Origin of the sequence: Acinetobacter lwoffii (assembly GCF_029024105.1) — a bacterium.
Lineage (GTDB): Bacteria > Pseudomonadota > Gammaproteobacteria > Pseudomonadales > Moraxellaceae > Acinetobacter > Acinetobacter lwoffii.
This window is the reverse complement of the sequence record NZ_CP118963.1, coordinates 3,009,812-3,032,388: the sequence shown is the minus strand read 5'-3', so window position 1 is coordinate 3,032,388 and position 22,577 is coordinate 3,009,812. Positions and strand designations below refer to the sequence as shown.

General features: G+C 45.3%; 19 protein-coding genes and 1 riboswitch. Of the genes, 15 read left to right on the top strand and 4 right to left on the bottom strand.

Annotated features, from left to right (window positions below):
* Window positions 1–20 precede the first annotated feature (20 nt).
* The 10 genes from PYW33_RS14540 (at window position 21) to recJ (ending at window position 13,627) form a co-directional block, all read left to right on the top strand.
* Entirely contained in the window at window positions 21–704 is a 684-nt protein-coding gene (locus PYW33_RS14540; RefSeq protein WP_004281322.1) for a M23 family metallopeptidase, read from the top strand.
* 327 nt (window positions 705–1,031) lie between these two features.
* The gene (gene aceE, locus PYW33_RS14535; RefSeq protein WP_004647243.1) at window positions 1,032–3,734 is read left to right on the top strand and encodes a pyruvate dehydrogenase (acetyl-transferring), homodimeric type; all 2,703 of its coding nucleotides are present in this window, start codon (window positions 1,032–1,034) and stop codon (window positions 3,732–3,734) included.
* Window positions 3,735–3,736: 2 nt separating this feature from the next.
* On the top strand, window positions 3,737–5,743 hold the full coding sequence (locus tag PYW33_RS14530) for a 2-oxo acid dehydrogenase subunit E2 (RefSeq protein ID WP_004647244.1): 2,007 nt from the start codon (window positions 3,737–3,739) through the stop codon (window positions 5,741–5,743).
* Between the two features lie 129 nt (window positions 5,744–5,872).
* Window positions 5,873–6,014: riboswitch (yybP-ykoY riboswitch) on the top strand.
* A gap of 72 nt (window positions 6,015–6,086) precedes the next feature.
* Complete coding sequence (locus PYW33_RS14525; RefSeq protein ID WP_004281327.1) at window positions 6,087–6,662, top strand: TMEM165/GDT1 family protein; 576 nt, start codon at window positions 6,087–6,089, stop codon at window positions 6,660–6,662.
* A gap of 183 nt (window positions 6,663–6,845) precedes the next feature.
* Window positions 6,846–7,643: an oxygen-binding di-iron domain-containing protein gene (locus PYW33_RS14520; RefSeq protein WP_004647246.1), complete on the top strand. Its 798-nt coding sequence runs from the start codon at window positions 6,846–6,848 to the stop codon at window positions 7,641–7,643.
* A 97-nt stretch (window positions 7,644–7,740) separates the two neighbouring features.
* Entirely contained in the window at window positions 7,741–8,106 is a 366-nt protein-coding gene (locus tag PYW33_RS14515) for a YkgJ family cysteine cluster protein (protein WP_080591854.1), read from the top strand.
* Window positions 8,107–8,331: 225 nt separating this feature from the next.
* Complete coding sequence (gene guaB / locus PYW33_RS14510) at window positions 8,332–9,798, top strand: IMP dehydrogenase (protein WP_004281332.1); 1,467 nt, start codon at window positions 8,332–8,334, stop codon at window positions 9,796–9,798.
* Between the two features lie 123 nt (window positions 9,799–9,921).
* Complete coding sequence (gene glmM, locus PYW33_RS14505) at window positions 9,922–11,253, top strand: phosphoglucosamine mutase (protein WP_004281334.1); 1,332 nt, start codon at window positions 9,922–9,924, stop codon at window positions 11,251–11,253.
* Window positions 11,254–11,267: 14 nt separating this feature from the next.
* Complete coding sequence (pdxH, locus tag PYW33_RS14500; RefSeq protein WP_004647249.1) at window positions 11,268–11,924, top strand: pyridoxamine 5'-phosphate oxidase; 657 nt, start codon at window positions 11,268–11,270, stop codon at window positions 11,922–11,924.
* A gap of 2 nt (window positions 11,925–11,926) precedes the next feature.
* Window positions 11,927–13,627 carry a single-stranded-DNA-specific exonuclease RecJ gene (gene recJ, locus PYW33_RS14495; protein WP_004647250.1) on the top strand — a complete coding sequence of 567 codons (1,701 nt, stop codon included), beginning with the start codon at window positions 11,927–11,929 and terminating at the stop codon, window positions 13,625–13,627.
* 52 nt (window positions 13,628–13,679) lie between these two features.
* Here the strand turns inward: recJ and PYW33_RS14490 are convergent, their stop codons facing one another.
* Both PYW33_RS14490 and PYW33_RS14485 read right to left on the bottom strand, forming a co-directional pair.
* The gene (locus PYW33_RS14490) at window positions 13,680–14,480 is read right to left on the bottom strand and encodes a putative porin (protein WP_004647251.1); all 801 of its coding nucleotides are present in this window, start codon (window positions 14,478–14,480) and stop codon (window positions 13,680–13,682) included.
* 175 nt (window positions 14,481–14,655) lie between these two features.
* Entirely contained in the window at window positions 14,656–15,435 is a 780-nt protein-coding gene (locus PYW33_RS14485; RefSeq protein ID WP_004647252.1) for a putative porin, read from the bottom strand.
* Between the two features lie 500 nt (window positions 15,436–15,935).
* Between PYW33_RS14485 and prfB the strand changes: the two genes are divergently transcribed.
* From prfB to PYW33_RS14460, 5 genes are all read left to right on the top strand, one after another.
* Window positions 15,936–17,031 (top strand): peptide chain release factor 2 gene (prfB, locus tag PYW33_RS14480; protein ID WP_101627160.1). Its coding sequence is split into 2 segments (ribosomal slippage): window positions 15,936–16,007 and window positions 16,009–17,031, totalling 1,095 coding nucleotides; the frame shifts between segments, so codons are not numbered across the junction.
* Window positions 17,032–17,177: 146 nt separating this feature from the next.
* Window positions 17,178–17,477, top strand: a complete 300-nt coding sequence (locus PYW33_RS14475; RefSeq protein WP_004281346.1) for an ArsR/SmtB family transcription factor — start codon at window positions 17,178–17,180, stop codon at window positions 17,475–17,477.
* Between the two features lie 15 nt (window positions 17,478–17,492).
* The gene (locus PYW33_RS14470) at window positions 17,493–18,578 is read left to right on the top strand and encodes an alkene reductase (RefSeq protein WP_004647255.1); all 1,086 of its coding nucleotides are present in this window, start codon (window positions 17,493–17,495) and stop codon (window positions 18,576–18,578) included.
* A gap of 82 nt (window positions 18,579–18,660) precedes the next feature.
* Window positions 18,661–19,941 carry a 3-deoxy-D-manno-octulosonic acid transferase gene (locus PYW33_RS14465; RefSeq protein ID WP_004647256.1) on the top strand — a complete coding sequence of 427 codons (1,281 nt, stop codon included), beginning with the start codon at window positions 18,661–18,663 and terminating at the stop codon, window positions 19,939–19,941.
* A 228-nt stretch (window positions 19,942–20,169) separates the two neighbouring features.
* Window positions 20,170–20,883: a 16S rRNA (uracil(1498)-N(3))-methyltransferase gene (locus PYW33_RS14460; RefSeq protein WP_004647257.1), complete on the top strand. Its 714-nt coding sequence runs from the start codon at window positions 20,170–20,172 to the stop codon at window positions 20,881–20,883.
* On the opposite strand, the gene PYW33_RS14455 is transcribed toward PYW33_RS14460, so the two are convergent.
* Together PYW33_RS14455 and PYW33_RS14450 are read right to left on the bottom strand one after the other, a co-directional pair.
* Window positions 20,857–21,837, bottom strand: a complete 981-nt coding sequence (locus tag PYW33_RS14455; protein ID WP_004647258.1) for a mechanosensitive ion channel family protein — start codon at window positions 21,835–21,837, stop codon at window positions 20,857–20,859. The two genes, PYW33_RS14460 and PYW33_RS14455, sit on opposite strands and share 27 nt — an antisense overlap.
* A 106-nt stretch (window positions 21,838–21,943) precedes the next feature.
* Window positions 21,944–22,522 (bottom strand): DUF805 domain-containing protein, encoded by a 579-nt coding sequence (locus PYW33_RS14450; RefSeq protein WP_004647259.1) that lies wholly within the window; start codon window positions 22,520–22,522, stop codon window positions 21,944–21,946.
* Window positions 22,523–22,577 lie beyond the last annotated feature (55 nt).

Below are 22,577 nucleotides of genomic sequence, written 5' to 3'. Positions count from 1 at the left end.
GCAGTTTAGAGAGGTTTTTTATGCATATGCGACGTATTTTGTTGGCATTTTCTTTATCAGTTTCAGCGGCTTCGGTTGCGTTCGCAGATTTAGTCAATCTAAATCAAGAAAATGGTTCAACAGATCGTATCGAGCAATTGACGCGTACTCTGGCACAGGGTGCATATACTCATCCAGATGATATCGATATTCCAGCACAGACTAAATTGAATGTTCAACTTCGTGAGAAACCAGTTGAACTGAACAATCGAACGCTTGCTCAGAAGTATGCCAATACTTCATCCAATAAAGCGGCAGCAAACAGTGCTTATTCTTGGCTAATTTCTCATCCTTTACCTAATTCTCGCGTAAGTTCAAATTACGGTGGCCGTACCATGAGTGGCCGTGCTGAAAATCATTCAGGCCTTGATCTTGCAGCGCCAAGTGGTACACCAATCTATGCAACAGGTCCAGGAATTGTGACCAAATCAGGTTGGGGCACAGGTTATGGTCAATACGTTGAAATCAATCATGGCAATGGCTATTTAACGCGCTATGCCCATGCTTCACGTCTTATTGCACGTGTGGGAGAGCAGGTGCAAGCAGGTGATCATATTGCCAACGTTGGCTGTACTGGTCGCTGTACCGGTCCACACTTACATTATGAAGTAGTAAAAGACGGTCAACGTAAAAACCCATCTACTTATTTGGCCATGTTACCTTAAGTATAGACCTGAATAACAAGAAGCATCTCTATACATAAAAACCTCCAATAAGCATTTTAAAGCGTTTAAACTGCAGGCTCTTCAAGTCAACTTGAAGGGCTTTTTGTTTTATCACTTTTAAGTCTCATATTATCACCAACTATTATAATGATTGTATAATAAATCGCCTTTATTGACTATTTTTTGTTATGTAGTGTAATTATACGTCACCCATCATTTAGTTCCTAAATAGTACTGCTAAATCGCATTCAGCTAAGGCCATACCTGCAGAGGTCTTAAATATGGTACATATAAGACATTAGATTAGGCTTTTAGGAACTGTAGATTATGGCGTTTTATGGCGATACAGACGCGCAAGAAACCCAAGAATGGCAAGATGCATTTGACTCTGTTTTGCAGCACATGGGCACTGAGCGTGCAGCATTTTTGTTAGAAAAACTTTATCAACGCGCAATTGCAAAGCATGTTCCTATTCAGCGTTTAAATACTCCCTACTTAAATACGATTTCTGTTGAAGAACAACCTGCAATGCCAGGCGATCAGGATATGGAGCGTCGTATTCGCGCGCTGATCCGTTGGAATGCCTTGGCAATGGTATTACGCGCGAATAAAACCGGTGATGATCTCGGTGGTCACCTGGCGAGTTTTGCTTCTTCTGCAACCCTTTATGATGTGGGCTTTAACCACTTCTTCCGTGCCAACAGCGATAGCTTCGGCGGCGACATGATCTATTACCAAGGTCACTGTGCACCAGGTATTTACGCGCGTTCATTTTTAGAAGGTCGTTTGACTGAAGAGCATCTAAATAATTTCCGTCGTGAAGTCGGTGGTAAAGGTCTGCCATCTTATCCGCATCCTTATTTGATGCCGGACTACTGGCAGTTCCCAACCGTATCGATGGGTTTGGGTCCAATCATGTCGATTTATCAGGCACATATTCAAAAGTACCTCATGAACCGTGGCCTGATCAAAGAAGAAGATCGTAAGGTTTGGGCGTATTTGGGCGATGGCGAGATGGATGAGCCGGAAAGCCTGGGTGCAATTTCTCTGGCAGGTCGCGAAAAGCTCGACAACCTGATTTGGGTAGTAAACTGTAACTTACAACGTCTGGATGGTCCGGTACGTGGTAATGGCAAGATCATTCAGGAACTTGAGTCACTATTCCGCGGCGCAGGCTGGCGTGTGATTAAAGTCGTGTGGGGCCGTCATTGGGATCCACTACTGGATAAAGATAAATCCGGCGCACTGAAAGCAGTGATGGAAGAAGCTGTCGATGGCGATTTTCAGCGTTACCAGGTAAAAGGTGGTGCTTACGCGCGTGAAAAGTTCTTCGGCAAATATCCAGAAGCAGCTGAGTTGGTTAAAGATTTAAGCGATGAAGATATTGATAATCTGAACCGCGGTGGTCACGACCCGTACAAAGTCTTTGCTGCTTATGCCGAAGCATGTACAGCCAAAGGTCAGCCGACTGTAATTCTGGCGAAAACCGTGAAAGGTTATGGTTTGTCCGAGGAAATTGAAGCAGTCAATAAAACTCACCAAATCAAGAAGATGCAAATCAATTCTTTGAAATACGTGCGTGACCGTTTCAATCTTCCTTTCACTGATGAACAGCTTGAAGAAGTACCATTCTACCGTCCAAGCGAAAATTCGCCTGAATTGAAATATATGAAGGCACGTCGTGAAGCATTGGGTGGTTATCTGCCTGCACGTCGTAAGGAAAGCGAACAGCTGGCGATTCCTGGACTTTCAGTATTTGATTCGGTCTTGGCCGGTTCAAATGGTAAAGAACAATCCACCACAATGGTAATGGTACGTTTAATCTCTGCACTTCTTAAGGAGAAAGCGATTAAAGACCGTGTTGTTCCAATCGTGCCTGATGAAGCACGTACTTTCGGTCTGGAAGGCATGTTCCGTCAGCTCGGTATTTATGCCGCGCATGGCCAGAAATATACCCCGGAAGACCAAGAACAGCTGATGCATTACCGTGAAGCCAAAGACGGTCACATGTTGCAGGAAGGGATTAACGAAGCCGGTGCGATGAGTGCATGGGCAGCATTGGCGACCAGTTATTCAACCAATAACCTGCCAATGATTCCGATGTATATGTACTACTCGATGTTTGGTTTCCAGCGTATTGGTGATATTGCCTGGGCAGCCGGCGATGCACAGGCACAAGGCTTCTTGCTGGGTGCAACTGCGGGTCGTACGACACTGAACGGTGAAGGCTTACAGCATCAGGATGGTCACTCACACATCTTGGCCAATACCATTCCAAACTGTGTCTCTTATGACCCATGTTTCGGTTATGAATTGGCAGTGATGGTGCATGACGGTTTACAGCGTATGTATGTGAACCAGGAACGTGTGTTCTATTACCTGACTGTGATGAACGAAAACTACGAGCATCCGGAAATGCCAAAAGGTGTTGAAGAAGGTATCAAGCGCGGTATGTACTTGCTTGAAGAAGACGAGAAAGCCACCGTTCAGTTACTGGGTTCAGGTGTGATTCTGCGTGAAGTGATCAAGGCGGCGAAGATTCTTCGTGAGGAATATCAAATTCATTCAAATGTCTACAGCGTAACCAGCTTCAATGAACTGGCACGTGACGGCATGGCATGTGAAGAATACAACCGCTTGCATCCGCTGGCTGAAGACGTGAAAGAAGCATGGGTATCGAAACAGCTCCGCGGTACTGAAGGTATTGTGGTGTCTGCAACCGATCATATGCGTGCTTATAGCGAACAGATCCGTGCTTATCTTCCAGATGGTCGTCCATTCGTAGCGCTGGGTACTGACGGTTATGGTCGTTCAGATACACGTGCCAACTTGCGTAGTTACTTTGGTGTTGATGCTGCCCATATTGTGGTGGCAACTTTGAAAAAACTGGCAGATGAAGGTGAAGTTGATGCGCGCCTGGTAAAAGATGCGATTTCGACTTTCGAGCTTGATACAGATCGTCCAGTAGCTTGGGCACCGCAAGAAACCCCATCTGTACATGCTGTTGCTGACTACAAAGAGGAGAACTAAGCATGCAAATTACGACTCCTGATATTGGTGTAGATAAGGCAACAGTGGCCGAAATTCTGGTCAAAGTCGGTGATACGATTGCGATTGATGACAGCATTGTCTTACTTGAATCTGATAAAGCCTCTGTTGAAGTGCCTAGCACTTCAGCAGGCGTGGTAAAAAGCATTCTGGTCAGCCAGGGTGATGAAGTCACTGAAGGCGCGGTACTGATTGAGCTACAGGCTGAAGACGGCAGCACGGATGTAGTAGAGTCACAGCGAGCAGATGCATCTGAAAAAACTTCAGAAAATACCCCGACCTCATTGCCGGATCAGGAAATCATGCAGGAAATCGCTTCACATCAGCCTAAAGCTTCTGCTGCTCCTGAGGCTCAAGCAAGCTCACAAGTGGTTGATGTTCAAATCCCTGATATTGGTGTAGAAAAAGCCACTGTCGGTGAAATTCTGGTTTCTGTCGGTGATGAAATCGAGGTAGATCAAAGTATCGTAGTGGTGGAATCAGACAAGGCGACTGTTGAAGTGCCAAGTACGGTTTCAGGCACGGTAGAGTCCATCGAGATTAAAGAAGGCGACACGATCAAAGAAGGTGTGGTCATTCTGAAAGTGAAAACGGCTGTTTCGGCAGCACAAGTACAGACAGAAGCACCTCAAGCACCAGTTGCTCAAGCGGCAACCCAAGAGAAAGCAGTTGAAGCGCCACAAACGCCAGCAGCACCTGCAGGTGATGTTGAAGTGAAGGTGCCTGATCTAGGCGTAGACAAGGCGGCTGTGGCTGAAATTCTGGTTCAGGTCGGTGATACGGTTGAAAAAGACCAGAGCATCATCGTGGTGGAATCAGATAAAGCGACTGTTGAAGTGCCAAGCACTACAGCCGGCGTGATTAAAGCCATTCATGTGGAACTGGGTCAAAATGTCTCTCAAGGCATTGCACTGATGACAATTGAAGCTGAAGCGCAAGCAGCTGCTGCACCTGTTGCAGCCAAAGCAGAAGCGCCGAAAGCGCCTGCTGCAAAAGCAGCACCGGCACCTGCTGCATCTTCTACTCAAACAGTCGCGGCGTCGGATAATGCCGATAAGCTGACCAAAGAGCAGAATGTCGCTAACTCGAAAGTCTATGCTGGTCCTGCTGTGCGTAAACTGGCACGTGAACTGGGCGTTGTGCTGGCAGACGTCAAAGCATCTGGCCCACACGCGCGCGTCATGAAAGAAGATCTGAAAGCGTATGTCAAAACGCGTCTTACTACGCCACAGGCGGCTCCTGTAGCCGCTGCTGCTCAAGTCGCAGGTCTGCCAAAACTGCCAGACTTTAGCGCTTTTGGTGGTGTGGAAGAGAAAGCCTTGACGCGTTTGCAACAAGTATCTATTCCACAATTGTCGCTGAATAATTTCATTCCGCAAGTGACCCAGTTTGATGCAGCAGATATTACGGAACTGGAAGCATGGCGTAATGAACTGAAAGGCAATTTCAAGAAAGAAGGCCTGAGCCTGACCATTATGGCGTTCATCATCAAAGCAGTTGCGCACTTGTTAAAAGAAGAGCGTGAGTTTGCTGGTCACTTGGCCGATGATGGTAAGTCAGTCTTGCTACGTAACGAGATCCATATGGGTATCGCGGTCGCAACGCCAGATGGTTTGACCGTGCCTGTGCTGCGTCATCCAGATCAGAAGTCAATTAAACAGATTGCCACTGAGCTAGGAACCTTGGGTCAAAAAGCGCGTGACAAGAAATTGTCGCCGAAAGATCTGCAAGGTGCGAACTTCACTATCACTAGCTTGGGTTCAATCGGTGGTACGGCATTTACGCCATTGGTGAACTGGCCGCAAGTGGCAATTCTGGGTATTTCACCTGCAACCATGCAACCGGTCTGGAATGGTGAAGGCTTTGATCCACGCTTGATGCTGCCGCTTTCATTGTCCTACGATCACCGTGTGATCAATGGTGCAGATGCTGCTCGTTTCACCAACAAGCTGACCAAGCTGCTTAAAGATATCCGTACTTTATTGATCTAAAAAATCATGTATATGCCTTCTATTTTCTTCCTCTGGGAGAAATATAAAGAGGGTGTAAAGAGAAAAACCCTGCTTCGGCAGGGTTTTTTGCTGTTGCATTGAAAAATAATCTATTTGATTCTATACTTGACGCACTTCATTGGGGAGTAGCCGCCTTTTGCGCAAAGCAGAAGGGTGATGGTCAACATATTTGCTCAAACGAGCATGGTCATCATAGCAAAGAACCAAGTTAGCTTTTCCAAGCTTTCTTTTGTTGGCAAGACCTTTGATTTACCACTCTGCAGATTTTGGCTAGCAGGAGCGGTGAGTCATTGGTATTGGATGCTAGCCAGAGAAAGACCTCATGTATGAATTCTTACTGTCGACTGCAATCGTAGCACTGGCTGAAATGGGTGATAAGACCCAACTGCTGGCATTGCTGCTTGCCGCACGTTTTCGCAAACCTGTTCCTATTTTAGTTGCCATTTTATTGGCGACGCTGATTAACCACGGCCTTTCTGCAGTATTGGGACAATGGGTAACCACAGTGATTGGGCCGGAAGTACTGCTGTGGATCGTTTCGATTGGCTTTATCGCGATGGCAGTCTGGATGCTGATTCCGGATGAACTGGGTGATGAAAATGCCAGTATCAATAAATGGCAAAAATTCGGGGTATTTGGTGCAACCTTCATTTTGTTTTTTCTGGCAGAAATTGGTGACAAAACCCAGATTGCCACAGTGGCACTGGCGGCACGTTTCGACAGCGTCTTCTGGGTGATGTTGGGTACTACGCTAGGCATGATGCTGGCCAATGCGCCTGCGGTATTTTTGGGTGATAAACTGGCGAACAAACTACCGATCAGCCTGATCCATAAAATTGGCGCGGCCATTTTCCTGGTCATAGGTGTCGCGACCCTGGTTCAATATTATTTCTTTTAAATTATAAAATAACAAATTGCATGAATCCTGAGCTAAAAACTCAGGATTTTTTATGCTTAAATCCTCTGAAAAGCTTGATAAAGCTCGTGATATGGTCGGTTTTATGGATTGTAAATTCTATTAAATCCTTATATGTTGTATGGGTATAAAACAGCAGTTTTAACTATAAATTGGGGAATTTACATGGTTTTTGAGCGCACCACATCGCAAGTCCTGTTTGATAATGGGACACATAAATGCATTAGTTTTACCAGTCTGGTCAAAGGTGAAGGCGTTCAGGCAAACCAGTTTTTGATTATTGATCATGAGCGCGCAGCGGTACTCGATCCGGGTGGTGATTTAACCTATGTGCCGCTGACCATGGAACTGAATAAATACACCCGCTTGACCCATCTGGACTATGTCATGGCTTCACATCAAGACCCGGACATTATCACTTCCATGCCGCGCTGGCTGGTATATACCGATGCCAAAGTGGTGGCATCCAAGCTGTGGGCGCGTTTCTTGCCGCACTTAAACTCGGCCTTTATGAGCGACCGGATGAAAGGCAACTGGCTGGACCGTCTGGTGGAGCTTCCGGATCATGGTCAAATCATTCCACTGGGCCAATCTCATATTGTGGCGGTACCGGCGCATTTTCTGCATTCGGTAGGGAATTTCCAGTTTTATGATCCGATTGCCAAAATTTTATTTTCAGGTGATATGGGTGCGTCCATGGTTGAAGATGCCGCCAAGCCACTGGAAAACTTTGCCGCGCATATCCCAAAAATGAAAAGCTTCCATCAACGCTATATGTGCAATAACAAGGTGATTCGTCTCTGGGTGAAAATGGTACGCAGCATGGAAACCGAGATGATTGTGCCGCAGCATGGCACACCATTTATCGGCAAAGAGCAGATTACCCAGTTTCTGGACTGGATTGAAACGCTGGAATGCGGCACTGACCTGATGGATGAAACGGTTTTTACCTGTCCTGAATAGTTCACACAAAAAATAATTTTTTTCTTGTGTGGAAAAACAACATTTTTTATATTTCTTCTCCAAAAAACTTTTTTTTGATAATGAGAACTTATAAGAAATGTTGTCTCAAGTTCCAAAACCGGATGCGTGTTTAAGCTGCGGGGCGTGCTGCGCCTATTTCAGGGTTTCGTTTTATTGGGCTGAAGGAATTCATATGCCTGAGCACTATACCGAACCTGTGACAGCAGTCTATTCATGTATGGCTGGAACCAATCAAAAAAATCCACGCTGTATTGCACTTGATGGCACCATCGGCCAGCAGGTCAGCTGTGGTATGTATGAGCAGCGCAGTTCATCCTGCAAAGAAGTGCAGATTGCCGATGAGCAATGCAATAAGGCACGTATTGCACACAATATGTTGCCCTTTGTCCAGATTGAAACTGATGAAGCCGACAATGATGACAGTTTTGAATATGTCAGCTAAATCCATCCAAAGCAGAGCTTAGGCTCTGCTTTTCACTTCATTAAAATGATCGGGGTATATTTTAAAATAGGGAACTTCATGATCGGACGTATTATTGATACTGTTTTAGCACCCACATAGATCTGCGTGTACGAAGCTTGAATAAAAAAATAATTTTGCAATTGCAATGAAATTTAAGCCGATATTTGTTTATAATAGTGCACGGAAATTACCAGTGAGACTGTTATGTTGACCATCGTTCAAGACGCGTTAACCTTCGATGATGTCCTATTACTCCCTGCCTATTCTACTGTTCTTCCAAAAGATGTCTCCCTAAAGACACGTTTAACTCGTGGCATTAACCTGAATATTCCTCTTGTGTCTGCAGCAATGGATACGGTGACTGAGTCCCGTATGGCAATTGCAATGGCGCAAAATGGTGGTATCGGTATTTTGCACAAGAACATGGATATCGCGGTTCAGGCTGCAGAAGTGCGCCGTGTGAAAAAATTCGAAGCGGGTATGGTTAAAGACCCGATTACAGTGACTCCTGAGACCACAGTACGTGAATTGATTGCGCTGACTCAAGCCAATAATATCAGTGGTGTGCCTGTTGTGAAAGACGGCAAAGTGGTGGGTATCGTGACAGGTCGTGATACACGCTTTGAAACCAATCTTGAGCAGCCAGTCAGCAATATCATGACTGGTCAGGATCGTCTGGTGACTGTTCGTGAAGGCGAATCGAAAGAAAATATCCAAGCCTTATTGCAACAGCATCGTATTGAAAAAGTATTGGTGGTCAACGATCAGCAAGAGCTGAAAGGCTTAATTACGGTAACCGATTTCCGTAAAGCTGAATTGTATCCAAACAGCTGTAAAGATGACCTGGGTCGTCTGCGTGTTGGTGCTGCTGTCGGTACCGGTGCAGAAACGCCAAGCCGTGTAGAAGCCTTGGTGGACGCAGGTGTGGACGTGATTGTAGTCGATACTGCACATGGCCATTCTGCAGGTGTAATCGAGCGTGTACGTTGGGTTAAGGCCAACTATCCACAAGTTCAGGTGATTGGCGGTAACATCGCAACAGGTGATGCTGCGCTGGCGTTGCTTGATGCAGGTGCGGATGCAGTTAAAGTTGGGATTGGTCCTGGTTCAATCTGCACCACGCGTATTGTGGCGGGTATTGGTATGCCACAGATCTCTGCAATTGATTCTGTTGCCAATGCACTGAAAGATCAGATTCCTTTAATCGCAGATGGCGGTATCCGTTTCTCTGGCGATATGGCTAAAGCGATTGGTGCGGGCGCAAGCACGATTATGGTTGGTTCATTGATGGCTGGTACTGAAGAAGCACCAGGCGAAGTTGAATTCTTCCAGGGCCGTTACTACAAGGCTTATCGCGGTATGGGTTCATTGGGCGCGATGGCGGGTGCGACAGGTTCTGCTGACCGTTACTTCCAGGACTCCAAGGCCGGTGCCGAGAAGCTGGTTCCTGAAGGTATTGAAGGTCGTGTACCGTACAAAGGCCCAATGGGTAATATCGTACATCAGATGATGGGCGGCCTACGTTCTTCAATGGGTTATACCGGTTCTGCGACGATTGAAGACCTGCGTCAGAATGCTAAGTTTGTGAAAATCACTTCTGCCGGTATGTCTGAGTCGCATGTACATGATGTGACCATTACCAAAGAAGCACCAAACTATCGCGTAGGTTAATTTCCTGTGATTTAAAATTTTAAAAAGCCGTCATGCAAATGACGGCTTTTTTATTTTGGTGTAAAGTGTGACTCAAGGAAAAAAATGGGTGATATCAATCATCCGCTAAGAAGTGAGATAAAGATGAGTTATTTTGGTACGGATGGTATTCGTGGAAAGTTTGGCGAATTGCCGATTACCCCTGAGTTTGCCCTGAAACTGGGATTTGCGGCTGGTAAAGTTTTAAAACGTCATAGTAAAAAATCCAAACCATTGGTGGTTCTGGGTAAAGATACCCGTTTGTCTGGTTATATCCTGGAAGCAGCCTTGCAAGCAGGTTTGAATGCCGCTGGCGTTTATGTTCATCTTTTAGGTCCACTACCGACACCGGCGATTGCTCACTTGACCCGTGCCTTACATGCCAGCTTGGGTATTGTCATTTCCGCTTCGCATAACCCGTATTTTGATAACGGCATTAAGTTCTTCTCTGCGGAAGGTAAAAAATTGCCAGATGCTTTACAAGACGAAATTAATCAGGAACTTGAAAAAGATTTTGTGATTGAAGATACGGCGAATCTGGGTAAAAGTATCCGGGTTAAAGATGCCAACGGTCGCTATATTGAATTCTGTAAATCGACGTTCCCGTATCATCTGGATCTGAATGAACTCACCATTGTGGTGGATTGTGCCAATGGTGCAGCCTATAACGTGGGACCTGCAGTGTTCCGTGAACTGGGCGCACGTGTAATTGCGATTCACAATGAGCCGAGCGGTTTAAATATTAATGAGGGCTGTGGTTCAACGCATCCGGAAAGCTTGCAACAAGCCGTGATTCAACATCAAGCGGATTTGGGTATTGCCTTTGATGGGGATGCTGACCGTGTGGTTCTCGTAGATAAAGCCGGTAATCTGATTGATGGCGACCATATTCTTTATATTCTTGCGACTCAAAGCTCGAAAAAACCGGCAGGTATCGTCGGTACCTTAATGAGCAATATGGCGCTGGAACTGGCGCTGGAAAAAGCACAAGTGCCGTTATTACGTGCCAAAGTCGGCGACCGTTATGTATTGCAAGGTCTGGAAGAAAATGGCTGGGTAATTGGCGGTGAGCCTTCTGGTCATATTCTGACTTTAGACAAGAGCACCACAGGCGACGCCATTATTGCAGCCCTGCAAGTTTTAACCGTGATGGTTGAGCAGAAAAAAGCTCTGCATGAACTTGTGGCTGACTTTAAACTGTTGCCCAATGTCTTGGTCAATGTACGTTTAAATGCCATGTTTGATCCTTATTCAGTGCCTGCACTGGCAGCTGAATTTGAAAAAGCCGAACAGCAGCTTAAAGGTCGTGGCCGTTTATTGATTCGTAAATCTGGCACAGAACCTGTCATTCGTGTGATGGTCGAAGGCGATGATCTGGCTGAAGTTACCACACTTGCAAACAGCCTGGCAGATGCTGTGCGTGCCAATGCCGCTTAACAGGAACATAGATGATGAGTGATCTGATCAAGGATCTGAGTGAACTACGCCTGAATTATGAAAAAGGCGAGTTACAGGAACAGCAAGTCAATCCGAATCCACATATGCAGTTCCTGCAATGGTTTAACCATGCACTGGAAGCAAAATTGCATGAACCCTATGCCATGTCTTTGGCAACAGCCAATGCACAAGGTCGTCCGCACGTGCGTACGGTATTGCTACGTGGAGCGACTGAAGCGGGCTATGACTTTTATACCAACTATGATAGTCAAAAAGGTCTGGATCTGGCTGAAAATCCTTATGCCGAACTGTTGTTGTACTGGCAGGATCAGGAGCGCCAGATTCGTATTTCAGGTCGTGTAAAGAAAATATCGGAAGAAGAATCGACCGATTATTATCATAAACGTCCACGAGAAAGCCAGATTGCTGCACATATCAGTACCCCGCAAAGTGGCGTCGTGGCCAGTCGTGAGGAATTGCAGCAACGTTTTTGGGATTTGCATACCCAGGTCGCGAATCAGCAACAGTTGGACAAGCCGGTATTCTGGGGCGGTTATCGTCTAGAACCCGATTATTATGAATTCTGGCAGGGTCGTCCCAACCGTTTGCATGACCGTTTAAGTTATCGCAAAACCGATGCCGGCTGGACTTTAGAGCGCTTAATGCCATAACCATGCAAAAACTGGAAATCAAACAACGTCCATTGCTGACACGCCCTGAAAATTTACCGGGCGTCCCTGCATTTGTGGCCGAGATTCTGGCTCGTCGTGGGGTGGAATCCGAGCAGGAACTTGAGCTCAAGCTGAAGCATTTGCTGGCACCGACCATGAAAGGCTTGCCTGAAGCCATTCAATTGATGGATCAGGCGATTGATCATGGCCAGAAAATCGTGATTGTCGGCGATTATGATGCCGATGGCGCGACCAGTACTGCACTCATGGTGCTGGCACTGCGCGATATGGGCGCCAATGTTGAATATCTGGTACCAGACCGTTTTAAATATGGGTATGGATTGACGCCCGCAATTGCAGATCTGGCCTTTGTCAATTTCACGCCTGATTTACTGCTTACCGTGGACAATGGCATTTCCAGCCATGACGGAGTCAAACAGGCACAAGATCATGGCATGCAGGTGATCATTACCGATCATCATCTAACGACCAAGCCGACACCAAAAGCCGAAGCGGTGGTTAATCCGAATCAGCTCGGTTGCGATTTCCCGAGCAAGGCCTTGGCCGGGGTGGGGGTGGCATTTTATGTGCTGGCCAATCTGTCGACCCATCGCAAGAAACTGGGGAAATCCTGTACGGTAATTACCAATTATCTTGATCTGGTAGCGCTCGGTACCTATGCCGATGTCGCCAGTCTGGACTATAACAACCGGATTCTGGTTGATGCAGGTCTGAAACGCATTCAGCAAGGGCAGTGCCGTGCAGGAATCAGTGCACTGCTGGATATTGCCAAACGTGACCCTGCTGGTCTAAAAGCCCAAGATCTCGGTTTTGTTCTGGGCCCTCGAATTAATGCGGCTGGACGGATGGAAACCATGGACATCGGCATCGAATGTCTGCTGGCTCCTGATCTAGCAATGGCCTATCCACTGGCTGAACAGCTGAATCAGCTTAATGTCGAGCGCCGTCAGGTGGAAGGCAAAATCAAGCAGGACGCTTTAAACGAACTTGAGAAAATCCAGTTAGATGCGACGGCATTACCTGCTGCGCTGATCATGTTCGAACCACATTGGCATCAGGGAGTGATCGGGATTGTAGCAGGGCGTTTAAAAGAGCAGTTCCATCGTCCGAGTATTGTTTTTGCCGCGGATCAGGATGGGATTCATATCAAAGGTTCGGCGCGTTCGATTGAAGGTATTCATATTCGTGATGCGATTGAACAGGTGGCAGAGCAATATCCTCATTTAGTCAGTCATTTTGGTGGCCATGCAGCAGCAGCCGGTTTAACCCTGAAAAAAGAAAATTTCGCCGAGTTTAAGCAGGTCTTTGAAGTACTGATTGGTGCGATGGATGAGGATTTATTCACTGCGACTTTATGGACGGATGGAGAGCTGCCAGCTTCTGCTTTTCACATTGAAACAGTCGATTTATTACAGAATTTAAGTCCATGGGGGCAAAAATTCCCCCAACCGATTTTTGATGGTGTGTTCAAAATCATGGACTATCGCTGGCTTAAAGATGTGCATCTTAAGTTACGTGTGGCGTTGGAGAATGGGCAGGTCGTGGATGCGATCGCTTTCAATGCAGCGGATAAATATGACTTTGACCCGATGAAAGATACACGATTGGTCTATGAGCTGGATAAAAATGTATTTAATGGCAATATCAGCTTGCAAATGCGGATTATCCATTTAGAACAATAGGCCATAAAAAACCGCTCGAGTGAGCGGTTTTTTTTGCTTTTAATCGGAGAGATTAGAAGCGGAAAGTACCGTTAATACCGAAAGAGTCAGCACCGTCAGTAGTTGTATAGTTCACGCCAGCTGCAATTGCAGGTGTAAAGAATTTTTGTGCGCGTAAACCAAATACTGTATCTGAATCATCTTCTGTAGAATCCGCGATTGATACACCCACACTTAAAGTTGGATCGATATAAAGATCAGCGCCTAAACGATAAGTTGTTTCATCACCGAAATAAGTTAAACCTTCAAAATTGGCAAAATGATTACCAATCTGAGTCACATATTTTGCACGTAAAGATAGTGCAGTATCATCACCTACAGTAACAGCATTTAAGAGGTTAGGGACAAAACCATAATTTGCTACCTGAACTGGATCAACGCTTTCATTAGCTGCACCAGCTGCTAATAGTAGGCCATTAACTGGTAAGTAACCAACTTCAAAAGCATAGCCAGTATTGTCTTCACCAGCAAAGTCAACCTGGTTAATAGTGCCGCTTACATAAAATTGAGTATTTGGAATATAAAACTCGCCACTTACACCAAATACATCAATATCCTCATCGCCATCACCGCTTGCATTTGCATAACCTAAGCCAATATTGCTTGCTTTATTTAGGAAAGCCGCTTCTGCAAGTGGAGAGTTCTTAACTTGAACAGTGTTTAAGTAATATTTTCCATTGATGAAAAATGTATCTAGATCCCCAACATTATCAATATCTGTATTTTCATACCCGACATTAAGTTCAGCTTGGTAAGCATGTGCAGTTCCCAGGCCAGCAAGAAGCGCTGTAGCAAGAGCAAGTTTCTTAAGCATTTAGATTTCTCTCTTTGTTATAAAAATATGACTGTTTGATGAACAGTTGTAACAAATTGTACAGTTTATATTCGCCCCGTCAATGTGCAAAAAATACCTAAATGCTTGTTAAGAGTGCAATAAAAAAACCCATCCGAGGATGGGTTTCTATGCATGACTAATTTTTGGTTTTAGATTAGAAGCGGTACTTCGCTGCTACACCAAAGGTATTGTAGTCATTGTTAAACTGTTCGCCAAAGCCGACACGGCCTTCTAAGCTCACTTGCTGGTTAATGAACTTACGTGCATTGATACCAAATTCGCTCTTGTCGGTAATATCATTATTGTGATAATCAGCACCGACACTCAAGGTTTTGTCGATGAAATAATCTGCTGCCAGATTGTATTCATCTAAATCACCAAATGCTGCACCTGCTTCCAGGTTGATGTCTTTACCGTTGCTTAATGTCGTTACATATTTAGCACGCAATGTTGGATCTACGCCATCATCATTGTCGTTATCCCAACCTTTCACACCCGCCGCAATCAATAGACCTGGCGCTGGCAGATAACCGACTTCAGCTGCATAGGTGGTTAAATCATTTTCTAGATCATCATTGTCTTGCAGATCATGGCCATTGACGTTACCGCTTAAGTAGAAGTCAGAATTCGGTACGAAGTACTCTGCACCTACGCCATAACGATGCGCTTCAGAATCACCAATTTCATTATATTGATATTGCGCACTCACGTTGCTAGCACGATCAAGGAATGCTGCTTCTGCTAATGGTGCATTACGTGTTTGAACTGGATTGAAGTAATATGTACCATCAACGCCGAAAGAACCGCTAGTTCCACCGTTGTCAGGATCAACCACTCCTGCTGATGCACCAATTTCTGCTTGGTAAGCATGTGCTGCTGTACCAGTCATTGCTATTGCTGAAAGTAGTGCCGAAGCAATCGCTAATTTTTTCATGGTTACTACCCCTCAAATCGTGAGTTAAAAACATTACACTTTTTGTTACAACTTTCAGTCTAGAGCAATTCCAAAGATCGTCAATCAAAGGAAAGTTACAGTAATGTGAATAGCGTAATCTTGTGTAATTTTTGCTGAACAAGTGACTGAATAATAAAATTAAATTTATAATGTAGTGTTTTATTAAAAGTGTGTAGATATTGTGGAATCTATTGAATTCGCTGATTTTTTATACAGACCAATAAGAAATCCTAAATTATAAAATCAATTGCAAAATTATATTTCGGTCATAAAACGGGGCTAAAAAGCCGATAAAAATTTCGGATAAAAAGACGCAAAAGAGTCTATGAGATGTTGAAAATTGGATGAGGGAAATACAGGTCTAAATGCTCAAGACATTCGAGCCTTAGACTGAATGGATCGTTAAAATAGCGGAAATAGACTGTGCTATAATATCGGGCTAAGAATTTTGTGCCTAATTTTGATTGAGAGTAATTCACGTGGAAATTAATCCGTATCTAAACCAATTAAAAGACTTAAACGAACGTGGTCAAACACTACGGGGGTATCTTTGACTACGATCTGAAAAAAGAGCGTTTAGAAGAAGTCCTGCGTGAATTAGAAGATCCAACTATCTGGAATGACCAGAGTCGTGCCCAAGCGATGGCCAAAGAGAAAGGCGAGCTTGAAAATGTATTAAATGTGCTGGATCGCTTAAGTACCCAGCTTGAAGATGCACAGGCTTTGCTTGATCTGGCGGTTGAAGCGGATGATGAAAGCTTGCTAGAAGATGTACAGGCTGAACTGAGCACGGCTGAAGAAGAACTGGCCAAGCTTGAATTCCGCCGTATGTTCAATAATCCGATGGATCCAAATCCTTGCTATCTGGAAATTCAAGCTGGTTCAGGCGGTACAGAAGCACAGGACTGGGCGTCTATGTTGCTACGTATGTATCTACGCTGGATTGAACGTCATGGCTTTAAAGCAGAAGTGATGGAAGAATCTGATGGGGATGTTGCCGGGATTAAATCTGCGACGATTCGTGTGGAAGGTGAGTACGCCTATGGCTGGTTACGTACCGAATCTGGTGTACACCGTTTAGTGCGTAAGTCGCCCTTTGACTCGGGCAACCGTCGTCATACCTCGTTCTCTGCCGTGTTTGTGTCACCGGAAGTTGATGACAATATCGAAATTGAAATCAATCCGTCCGATGTTCGTACCGATACTTATCGTGCATCAGGGGCGGGTGGTCAGCATATTAACAAAACAGATTCTGCCGTGCGTTTAACCCATGCACCGACCGGAATTGTGGTGGCCTGTCAGAACCAGCGTTCACAACATGCCAACCGTGACCACGCCTGGAAGCAGTTACGTGCCAAACTTTATGAGCTCGAGATGAGCAAACGTAACGAAGCGGCACAAGCACTGGAAGATTCCAAGTCTGACATTGGGTGGGGTAGTCAGATCCGTTCTTATGTCCTGGATGATTCACGTATTAAGGATTTGCGTACAGGTGTGGAAAATTCCAATACTGGCGCAGTTCTGGACGGTGATCTGGACAAATTTATCGAAGCAAGCCTGAAACAGGGCCTGTAAGAAATCGTTTAAAAGCTGGCGTAACAAAGCTTGTGCAGATTGTGATTATTATATCTAAAATTTTCGATATATAAATCGAAAAAATACGATATAATGGTCGCAGATGCTGAATAAAGTTTCGTTGCGCCACTGATTGTGATGTGCCTATGGACCTTGATCTAATTTTTAAAGCCTTAGCCAATCCGACCCGTCGACAAATTCTGGAGTGGTTAAAATCTCCGGAGCAATATCTGTCTGCGGAAGAGTGTGGTGGCTTTCAACGTGGGGTCTGTGCAGGTCAAATTGAACGTTTGGGCCAGGTTTCCCAGTCCACCATGTCCAATCATTTGTCTGTATTACAGCAGACTGGCCTGATCACTGCGACCAAGCATGGACAGTGGTCATATTTCTCCCGCAATGAAACTTTGATTCAACAATTTATCGAACACCTACAACAACACCTTTAACAGGTGGGAGTAACGATGGCTGAATTAAATTCTCCTTTAACGCTCGGTGCGTTAGAGCTTAAAAACCGTGTCATCATGGCGCCGCTTACCCGTAACCGCGCAACTGCTGATCGCGTTCCAACCCCAATGATGGTTGAGTACTATGCGCAACGTGCAAGTGCTGGCCTGATTATTTCTGAAGCCACAGTGATTTCTGAAGAAGCCAATGGCTATTTAAATACTCCAGGATTGTTTACCGATGCTCAGGTCGAAGGCTGGAAAAAGGTTACTCAAGCGGTTCATGAGAAGGGCGGTCTGATTGTTGCCCAGCTTTGGCATGTTGGTCGTGTATCGCATCCGGATCTGTTAAATGGTGAAACACCAGTCTCTGCAAGTGCAGTACAACAGGCGGGTCATGTCAGCTTGTTACGTCCAAAACGTCCTTATGTGTTGCCGCGTCCGCTGGAAATTTCGGAAATTCATGCCATTATCGAGCAATATAAGCAAGCCGCGATTCGTGCTAAAGAAGCCGGTTTTGATGGTGTTGAATTACATGCTGCCAATGGTTATCTGATTGACCAGTTCTTGCAAAGCAAAACCAATCAGCGTGAAGATGAATACGGCGGTTCAGTGGAAAATCGTACACGTTTCCTGCTAGAAGCAACTGATGCACTGATTGAAGTATGGGGCGCAGATCGTGTAGGGGTGCATTTAGCGCCGCGTTGTGATGACCATGACATGGGCGACAATGATCCACGTGAAACATTTGGCTATGCCATGGAGCAGCTGGGTAAGCGCAAGATTGCCTTCTTCTTTACCCGTGAATATCTGGCTGAAGACAGTATTTCTGAATATATGAAAGAGCGTTCAGGTGGAGTGCCTTATATTGCGAATATGCAACTAAGTCGTGAAGATGCGATTGAGCTGTTGGCATCAGGCAAGGCTGATGCGGTGGCTTTTGGTAGGGCGTATATTGCCAATCCAGACTTGTATGAGCGTTTATTGGTAGATGCACCTTTAAATGAACTCAAACTAGAAAACATGATCGGAACCAATGTCGCGGAAGGCTATATTGATTATCCGACATTGGCTGAAGCAGAAGCTTTAACTACAGTAGAATAATCTAAAAATGAGCCACATTGATTAACATGTTGATGTGGCTCTGCTATATTCTGCTCATTGAATCTTTGGACAGGGGCGCAATGTGGCCACTCCATTTTGGTATAACGCAGCCTTGGCGCTGGTTAAACCCTTATATCAATCGCGTATCCGTAAACGTGCGACCGATCCTGAACAATTACAACAAGAACTGACAGAACGTTTCGGCCCGTTTCAGCCACCCAAAAACCTGCATGCCATCTGGTTTCATGTGGTGTCGGTGGGTGAAACCAATGCTGCCCAACCGTTAATTGAACATTATTTAAAACTTGGCCATCCGGTGCTGGTCACCAATACCACCAAAACCGGTCAGGCACGCGCTAAATCACTTTTTTTAAAAGCGCCTTATCTCGATTTGTTTCAAGCCGTGTATTTGCCTGCTGACCAGAAAACTTTAATTCGTGAATTTTATCAAAAGTATCAGCCGAAACTTTTATTGCTGATGGAAACTGAGCTTTGGCCTAATCTGCTGGATCAGGCACCCCAGTTTAATGTGCCAAGTGTATTATTGAATGCGCGTCTGTCCGAAAAATCCGCCAAAGGCTATGCCAAGGTCAAAGGTTTGACCCGTGGCATGCTCAAGAATTTAACTGGTCTTTTGGCACAGGATACAGCCACCCAGCAACGTTATATCCAGTTGGGAATCGCAGCTGAAAAAACCCAAGTTTTGGGCAATATCAAATTTGATATTACTGCGCCCGAGCGCTTTATTCATCAGGCAGATCAATTGAAACAGGAGTGGCAGTTAGGGGGGCGAAAGATCGTCACGTTAGCTAGTACTCATGCTCCTGAAGAAAAAGAAATTCTGAGTGTTTTAAAAGCTGCTTTAGAAGCTGATCCATATTTGGTCTGTATTGTGGTACCGCGCCATCCGGAACGTTTTGATGAGGTGTTCCAAGCTGCACAGTCTTTGGGATTGAAAATCCAGCGTCGAAGTCTAGGGCAACATATTAAAGCAGATACCCAGGTTTATTTGGCCGATTCGATGGGTGAAATGTGGCTTTGGTATGCTTTGAGTCAGGCATGTTATGTGGGTGGTTCTTTAAATGAACCAGGTGGTGGACATAATATTTTGGAGCCGATTGCGCTGAATGTGCCGACTGTTTTAGGCAAAAACTATTTTAATTTTCAGACTATCGTGGATGAGTTCGTTCAGGCAGACGCAGTCGCAGTGGTGCAGGATGCCCAGCAGGCTGCAGAGGTATTACTGGAACTTTTGCAAGATCAGGTTAAGGCGGAAATCTTGAATGCGGCAGCGCAGCAAATTATGCAGTTAAATACGGGATCGCTTGCCAAGCATATTCAGGTGATTGATCAGTATCTCTAAGTGTGTGCTAGTCATATTCTCAATCTACCTTTCTGAGACAACTGGTCATTCGTAGAAGATTTCTACTTTTAAGGGATTAAAAGTAGCAAAAATCCTTTGCGGTACTGAAGGTACTTCCTGTACCTCAGTACCGCGGGCAACATCCATGTCGCCACACACGATTTCAAATTTGGCGATAATACCTAATTTGAATATTTTGCATGTTAATGTTTTGGTTTTATCTTCCTTATGAATATCGTCCTGCTTGACCCACGTCAAACCGAAACTGAACTTTGGTCCATTACCTCAACTCGGCAACTGGAACATTTACAGCAACATCTACAGATTCAGGTGGGAGATACGTTAAAAGTCGGAATTCGGGAAGGTCAGCGTTACCTGACAGAAATTGTCGAAATCTCTGAAAAAGCAGTGCGCTTGAAACCACTGCAAGAAGAAGCTGTTCCAGAAAAATTGCCAGTGACTTTAATTGTGGCTTTGCCACGTCCGAAAGTGCTGCGCCGTCTGATCATGGACAGTGTCACCTTGGGCGTTGAAAAAATCATTTTACTACATAGCTACCGTGTCGATAAAAGCTATTGGCAAACTCCATTTTTACAGCAGTTAAATCATTATATCGAATTGGGGCTAGAACAGGCAGGGGATACGGTTGCTCCAAAAATCGAGCTGTATAAACGTTTTAAACCCTTTGTTGAAGATATCTTGCCGGGTTTGATTAGTACAGATTGCCCGGCTTATGTGGCACATCCTTATGCAGAGCAAGCGATGCCGTTTGCGATTGAGCATCCCTGTACGATTGTTATTGGTCCGGAGGGTGGATTTATTCCTTATGAAGTCGATTTACTCATCAAAAACGGTTGCCAGGCTGTGAGTCTGGGCAACCGTATTATCCGCACAGAAACCGTGATTCCTTATGTTTTAGGTCGACTGTTTAGCGCGGGCTGAGGCATCATCATTGCCTTCACCACGATAGACTTTGACTTCCTGTACCGGATACGGAATCGAAATATTATGCTCGGCAAAAGCCTGAATCACCCGTTCCTGCACCGCACTGATTGAAGTTCCGGTGCCTGTTTCAGTGGTATCGACCCACCAGAAAGCTTTTAGGGTAATGGAAAAGTCAGCCAACGCGGTGACATTGACACTAAAGCCAGGCTGGCTCAGGATGGTGGGGTCTTTATCTAAAATAGCGGTAATCAGGTCTTTGGCTTTCTGGATATCATCCTCATAGCCGATCCCCACCACGAATTCGCAGCGGCGACGGGTATAGGCGGTATTGACTGTGACCGCACTGGTGTAGACGGTCGCGTTTGGAATGACGATACGGCGGCCATCGGGTGAACGTAAAAAGGTTGCACGAATCTGGATATCTTCAACGGTACCTTCCATGCCATTCACGATAATATCGTCGCCAATCTTGAACGGTTCACTGAGAAGAATCAGCACACCAGAGAGCAGGTTCTGGAAAATATCCTTAAAGGCAAAACCGATCGCGACCGAACCAATTCCGAGGGCACTCATCAGCTGACCCGGGGTAAAGCCAGGAACCGCAATCACCAGTCCAATCAGAATACCAAAGAAAATAATAAAGGTACTGCCGACACGGTTGAGGACCAATACCAGATTCTGGCGGGTATAAGAACGGTTTTCCAAAGTTTTACGTACGAAAAACTTGAAGACTTTGGAGAGTAACCAGAAAATCGTAATCACGATCAGTGCGATACAGAAATAAGGCACACGCTCCCAGAAGCCCTCCATGATTTTGTCAATGGTGCTGTAGGCATCATTATACTTGGCGGTATGTTCAATCACGGTCTTGGTCGTTTTTTCAGTTGCCTGATGTAACAACTCCGTGGTGCCCTCAGTTACCTGGCTTAAGGTATTGTTTTGCTCTGCCACAAAAATTCCACAATTCAAATTTTGCCTATTTTGCCTGATGTTCAGCAAAAAATTAATAAGGGCTCGAAGTCACCATTGGATAATTTTAAAAATAACGGCGCTGTTGTTAAAAGTATTTGGTGGTTTTTTGCATCATTTCCGTGGGGGTAGGGGTTTGTTCTTCACCGCTCATATAACTGAATAAAGCGATAGATCCCAACAAGCTAAGCAGGGTCAGGATAATCATCAGCCAGGCCAGAATTTTTTCCCAGAGCAAGGTCATCCGTGCCGGACCATATTGATTACTGCCTCGATCGCCCGAACCAAAAACGATATAAAGCCATACAAAAATGTTTACTACCGGCAGTAAAAATAATAGCGCCCACCAGCCACTGCGGTTCATATCATGCAAACGGCGAACGGTCACCACTAAAGCGAAATACACATAGGCCAGAACCATGACCAGTACACCGATACTGGCCAAGCCTTGCAGTGAAATCAGCCAGTTGGGATCTAGAGAATGGGTAGAAATATTCACAATATCAATACTGAGACCCAGTGCAATACTGCCAAATAAAAAAATGAAATACAGAAATGCCGACCAGGCAATAAAGCTCAAGCGTCCGAAGCGGCCTTTCATCGACAGGGGATGATCCGATGCAGGCAGCGCAGGCGGGCTAAAGTAGGGAGATTCAGGCGATTTCATAAAGCGTATCCTGCTAAATCAGATGAAATAACCACAAGCGGTCAATTTTATTTTT

Excerpts from the sequence above, each read along its gene's own strand:
- PYW33_RS14470 (WP_004647255.1), top strand. The coding sequence starts at position 17,493 with ATGGCTGAATTAAATTCTCCTTTAACGCTCGGTGCGTTAGAGCTTAAA.
- PYW33_RS14450 (WP_004647259.1), bottom strand. The coding sequence starts at position 22,522 with ATGAAATCGCCTGAATCTCCCTACTTTAGCCCGCCTGCGCTGCCTGCA.
- guaB (WP_004281332.1), top strand. The coding sequence starts at position 8,332 with ATGTTGACCATCGTTCAAGACGCGTTAACCTTCGATGATGTCCTATTA.
- PYW33_RS14520 (WP_004647246.1), top strand. The coding sequence starts at position 6,846 with ATGGTTTTTGAGCGCACCACATCGCAAGTCCTGTTTGATAATGGGACA.
- PYW33_RS14530 (WP_004647244.1), top strand. The coding sequence starts at position 3,737 with ATGCAAATTACGACTCCTGATATTGGTGTAGATAAGGCAACAGTGGCC.
- recJ (WP_004647250.1), top strand. The coding sequence starts at position 11,927 with ATGCAAAAACTGGAAATCAAACAACGTCCATTGCTGACACGCCCTGAA.
- PYW33_RS14485 (WP_004647252.1), bottom strand. The coding sequence starts at position 15,435 with ATGAAAAAATTAGCGATTGCTTCGGCACTACTTTCAGCAATAGCAATG.
- PYW33_RS14515 (WP_080591854.1), top strand. The coding sequence starts at position 7,741 with ATGTTGTCTCAAGTTCCAAAACCGGATGCGTGTTTAAGCTGCGGGGCG.
- PYW33_RS14540 (WP_004281322.1), top strand. The coding sequence starts at position 21 with ATGCATATGCGACGTATTTTGTTGGCATTTTCTTTATCAGTTTCAGCG.
- PYW33_RS14460 (WP_004647257.1), top strand. The coding sequence starts at position 20,170 with ATGAATATCGTCCTGCTTGACCCACGTCAAACCGAAACTGAACTTTGG.
- PYW33_RS14490 (WP_004647251.1), bottom strand. The coding sequence starts at position 14,480 with ATGCTTAAGAAACTTGCTCTTGCTACAGCGCTTCTTGCTGGCCTGGGA.
- PYW33_RS14525 (WP_004281327.1), top strand. The coding sequence starts at position 6,087 with ATGTATGAATTCTTACTGTCGACTGCAATCGTAGCACTGGCTGAAATG.
- aceE (WP_004647243.1), top strand. The coding sequence starts at position 1,032 with ATGGCGTTTTATGGCGATACAGACGCGCAAGAAACCCAAGAATGGCAA.
- pdxH (WP_004647249.1), top strand. The coding sequence starts at position 11,268 with ATGAGTGATCTGATCAAGGATCTGAGTGAACTACGCCTGAATTATGAA.
- glmM (WP_004281334.1), top strand. The coding sequence starts at position 9,922 with ATGAGTTATTTTGGTACGGATGGTATTCGTGGAAAGTTTGGCGAATTG.
- PYW33_RS14475 (WP_004281346.1), top strand. The coding sequence starts at position 17,178 with ATGGACCTTGATCTAATTTTTAAAGCCTTAGCCAATCCGACCCGTCGA.